Annotated in this window: 3 protein-coding genes; all 3 read right to left on the reverse strand. The window is 73.1% G+C overall.

Annotation, left to right across the window (positions count from 1 at the left end; all coding sequences use genetic code 11):
- Positions 1–3: 3 nt before the first annotated feature.
- On the reverse strand, positions 4–456 hold the full coding sequence (locus Mlute_RS15190) for an NAD(P)-binding domain-containing protein (RefSeq protein WP_245959007.1): 453 nt from the start codon (positions 454–456) through the stop codon (positions 4–6).
- The gene (locus Mlute_RS15195) at positions 456–1,106 is read right to left on the reverse strand and encodes a 4-carboxy-4-hydroxy-2-oxoadipate aldolase/oxaloacetate decarboxylase (protein ID WP_119361339.1); all 651 of its coding nucleotides are present in this window, start codon (positions 1,104–1,106) and stop codon (positions 456–458) included. Before Mlute_RS15195 ends, Mlute_RS15190 begins: the two co-directional genes overlap by 1 nt.
- On the reverse strand, positions 1,103–1,693 hold a 591-nt coding region (locus Mlute_RS15200), incomplete at its 5' end, for a PIG-L deacetylase family protein (protein WP_119361340.1). The genes Mlute_RS15200 and Mlute_RS15195, both read right to left, overlap by 4 nt.

Here is a 1,693-nt window from a genome sequence, read left to right on the forward strand (position 1 = left end):
TCCTCAGCGTGAACTGGGCCCGGGTGGCGCTCGAGGTGGCCCACCGGGTGGCTCCGGTGCTGGCCCCGAGGCCAGCGAGGGGGTGCGCAGGCCCTTGCCCGGCACCGGGCTCATCAGGGCGATGTCGGCGAAAAGGGCCCCGGTGGGGGCTATCACCTCGCAGAGGGCCCGCTTGAGCGCCGGGGCGGCGGTGTTGAGATCGGCGAAGACCTGGCCTGGGGCCAGCACCGGAGCCACCCGGTGGGCCACCTCGAGCGCCACCCGGGCCCAGTTCACGCTGAGGACGACCTCGGCCCCCTGGGCCGCCTCGGCCTCGCTAGAGGCGCGCCGGATTCTCCTCACGCCCTTCTCGGGGATGGGGTCGTAGCCCACCACCTCCGCCCCGGCCTCAAGGAGGTCCTGGGCGATGGCCGCCCCGGCCTCGCCTAGGCCCAGCACGGCTACCCGCAGGGGCATCAGGCCTCCTCTCGAGCCAGGGCCGAGGCCACCCGTTCGCGCAGGCCGTAGAGGTCGATGGAAAGCTCCCCGGCTCGGAAGCGCCCGCGCAGGCCCTCTTCCCGCTGGGCGCGGGCCTGGGCGGCCTCGAGCACCTCCCTGGCCCGCTCCTGGGCCACCACCACCGCCCCATCGGCGTCCAGCACCAGGATGTCGCCGGTGCGGATGAGGGCCCCGCCCACCCGCAGCGGCGCCCCGATCTGCCCCAGCGATTTGCGCTCGGCCCCCCGGGCCCGCACGTAGCGGGCCCAGATGGGCAGGCCCATCTGGGAAAGCTCCTCGGCGTCGCGCACCGCGGCGTCCACCAGCATCCCGCTGGCCCCTTGGGCCTGGGCCTGGGTGGCCAAAAGCTCGCCCACCAGGGCCACCGGGGCGGGCTCGGGCATGGCGAAGACCAGCACCTCGCCGGGCCGCACCGCGGCCATGGCCGCGTGGACCATCAGGTTGTCGTTCTGGGCGCAAAGCACCGTCAGGGCCGGCCCCGCCACCCGGCTGCCGGGCACGAGCTGCAAGAGGGGCAGGTCCACCAACCCCTCCCGCCCCGAGGCCTCGTAGACCGTGGCCACCCCCAGCCGGGCCAGGGTTCGCAGTTCGTCTGGGCTCAGGCTCATAGGCTCCTCACCACCTGGGGCAGCGCGCGCTGGAAGGCCTCGGCGCGCTCAATGTCCTTGTGGCCGGCGATGCGGCGGGCGTGGTTGGCCCGGTGGGCGGCCCGCTCGCTGTAGTACTGGCGCAGATAGCCCTGCGAGGCGAAGGCCTCCATGGCCTTTTGCTTCTTCTCCCAGACCGGGGTGATGTCCAGGAAGAGGGTAGGCACAAAGCCGCACAGCTCAGGCTGGTGGGGCTCAAAGAGCAGGAACTCGGGGGGCCGCACGGTGCGGAAGGCGCTGGCCACCCCGGCCCCGCTGGCCAGTTGGCGGGCCTTCTCCACCGCCTCGTAGGTCACCGGGTGGTCGGGGTTGAAGGGGTCCTTCTCGGCGTGGGTCAGGAGCAGATCGGGGGCGGTCTCCACGATGATCTCCACCAGGCGCTCCAGGGCCCCTTCGTCCACCCGCAAGGGGTAGTCGCCTAAGTCCAGGCACTCAAAGCTGGCCCCCAGGGCCTCGGCGGCCCGGGTGGCCTCGGCGTGGCGGATGGCCTTGACCCGCTCGAGGGTCTGCCCCGGCTCCTTCCAAAGCTCCCCCGACTCCCCCCGCTC

It is taken from the genome of Meiothermus luteus, from assembly GCF_003574085.1.
Lineage (GTDB): Bacteria > Deinococcota > Deinococci > Deinococcales > Thermaceae > Meiothermus > Meiothermus luteus.